Source organism: Arthrobacter sp. 05L45_2, assembly GCF_056397525.1.
The window spans coordinates 1-1,556 of the sequence record NZ_JBFTNO010000338.1 but is presented as its reverse complement, the minus strand read 5'-3'; the positions used below and the strand labels follow the sequence as shown (position 1 = coordinate 1,556).

Annotated in this window: 2 protein-coding genes; both read right to left on the bottom strand. The window is 67.2% G+C overall.

Going from position 1 to position 1,556, the window contains the following annotated elements; translation table 11 throughout:
• Positions 1-231: 231 nt before the first annotated feature.
• On the bottom strand, positions 232-690 hold the full coding sequence (locus tag AC1DHD_RS16210; RefSeq protein ID WP_476880685.1) for a globin: 459 nt from the start codon (positions 688-690) through the stop codon (positions 232-234).
• 1 nt (position 691) lies between these two features.
• Entirely contained in the window at positions 692-1,375 is a 684-nt protein-coding gene (locus AC1DHD_RS16205; RefSeq protein WP_476880686.1) for a mechanosensitive ion channel family protein, read from the bottom strand.
• Positions 1,376-1,556: the final 181 nt, after the last annotated feature.

Below are 1,556 nucleotides of genomic sequence, written 5' to 3'. Positions count from 1 at the left end.
CGTCCGGTCGCCCCGGGTCCTGTTCGGCAGCCCACACGCTCCTCAGCGCGGCCAGGCGGGCCAAGTCATCCGGACGGTCTTCCCTGATCAGTAGCATCAGCCCAGCCTAGCCAGCGCCGGGCCTCTCGCGCGAAAACCGCTTGCCGTGCGCATACCCGGCTGGGTATTATTAGGGCAGAAAGACCCCGGAGGCATTCCCCCAAGTGCCTCCGGGGTCTTTCCACATATTCCTCAGGCTCCGGACGGGCTGTTGACCATGGACAGCGCCGCGCGTTCCATGTAGTCCCACAGCGTTCCTTCATAGAGCGGCGGCAGGTCAAGGGCGTCGACGGCGGTCCGCATGTGCCGCAGCCAGGCCTCCTTGGCCTCCGGCGTGACCCGGAACGGCTGGTGCCGCATCCGGAGCCGCGGGTGGCCGCGCTCCTCGCCATACGTCGTGGGGCCGCCCCAATACTGCTCAAGGAACATGAGGAAGCGCCGCTTCGCCGGCCCGAGGTCCTCTTCCGGGTACATCGGCCGGAGCAGCGGATCCGTCGCGACGCCGTCGTAGAACACATCGATCAGCTTCACRAACGTGTCGTGGCCGCCCACGGCGTCGTAGAAGTTGTCGGTGTAGCCGGGYTGGCTGAASGGGTCGTTCTGCATSAGCATCCTGGGCTGGCGCGGTTCGCCGCCGGTGGGGATCGTCATATTATTCTCCGGCCTGTTGCTGGGGTGCGGATCCGGCGTCGTCGGCCGGTGTGGTGTCGGGCGAGACGTAGCTTCCCTGCGAGCGGTTGCCCACCCGCAGGATTTCACCGTTGCGCAGGTACCAGACGGTGCCGTCCTCGGCCCGGACGCGGGTGATGCGCAGCCCCATCGACTCCACGGTGCCCACCACCTCGGAGGTCTCGATGACGTCGCCGATGCCGTACTGGTCCTCGATGGTGATGAAGATGCCGGCCAGGAAGTCGCGGATCAGCTGCTGGGCACCGAAGCCGATCGCGACGCCGAGGATGCCGACGCTGGTCAGCAACGGGGCGATGTTCACGTTGAGGTTCTGCAGGACGTACATCACCGTGATCACCACCACCAGCACGCTGCCCACGCTGTTCAGCAGGGACCCGATGGTCTTGGCCCGCTGCTCGCGCCGCTGGTGGTCGAGGGCACGCAGCGCCGGGGCCACCCAGCGGAAATGGGGCTTCTTGAAGAAGGTGGTGCCGGCGGCGACGCGCTTGGTGATCCCTGCGATGACGAACGACGCCACCAGCCACACGGCAATGCCCACGCCGATGCTGATCAGGACGCCGGGCAGGTTGACGGCGGAGATGTCCGGCGGCGCGATGGGCTGGGCAGTCGTCGCGGCAGTTGACGCGGCAGTGGTCAGGCGGTACATCGGCGGGGTCTGCTCCTTCGGTGCGCCGGCGTTCGCCGGTCGCATAACACTCTGTGCAGTTTCAACATTAGCGCCGTAGCGTGGGCGCATGCACATCCTGGTCCTCGGCGGCACAGCCTTCCTCTCAGCCGAACTCGTCCGACAGGCCGTCGCGGCCGGGCAGCACGTCGCCTGCCTGGCC

Coding starts and splice junctions, on each gene's coding strand:
- AC1DHD_RS16205 (WP_476880686.1), bottom strand. CDS start 1,375: ATGTACCGCCTGACCACTGCCGCGTCAACTGCCGCGACGACTGCCCAG.